We start from the raw sequence: 276 nt of genomic DNA, 5'->3' as shown, positions 1-276 counted from the left end.
GGACAGGCCGATCGAGTTGGTCCAGGTCAGGCTGATCAGGTCCTTGTAGGCCGCCACCGCAAATCGTTATCAGGCTGTCGTCGCCCTTGGCCCACACCTCTCCTCGGTCAGCGCCGACTTGCGTCCGGTGCCCACGTTCCCCTTGGTCTTCAGGACCGGGCGGGATTTCGCCGGGATAGCTGAAGCTGTGTCGTCGTTGTTGGCGCCTAGATGTAGGCGCTCGCAATCATCGGCGGCCGTGCTCGATTTGCTCGGTTTCATCGCCGAATCCTGCCC

At 62.7% G+C, this 276-nt stretch carries 1 protein-coding gene; it reads right to left on the bottom strand.

Annotation, left to right across the window (positions count from 1 at the left end):
* Positions 1-69: 69 nt before the first annotated feature.
* Positions 70-276: hypothetical protein (locus tag ACSNOK_RS34165; protein WP_436784619.1), on the bottom strand; the 207-nt coding region annotated here is incomplete at its 5' end.

Origin of the sequence: Streptomyces sp. URMC 126, from assembly GCF_051386555.1 — a bacterium.
Taxonomy (GTDB): Bacteria; Actinomycetota; Actinomycetes; order Streptomycetales; family Streptomycetaceae; genus Streptomyces.
The sequence above is the reverse complement of the archived record's forward strand: the minus strand, read 5'-3'. Positions and strand labels throughout refer to the sequence as shown.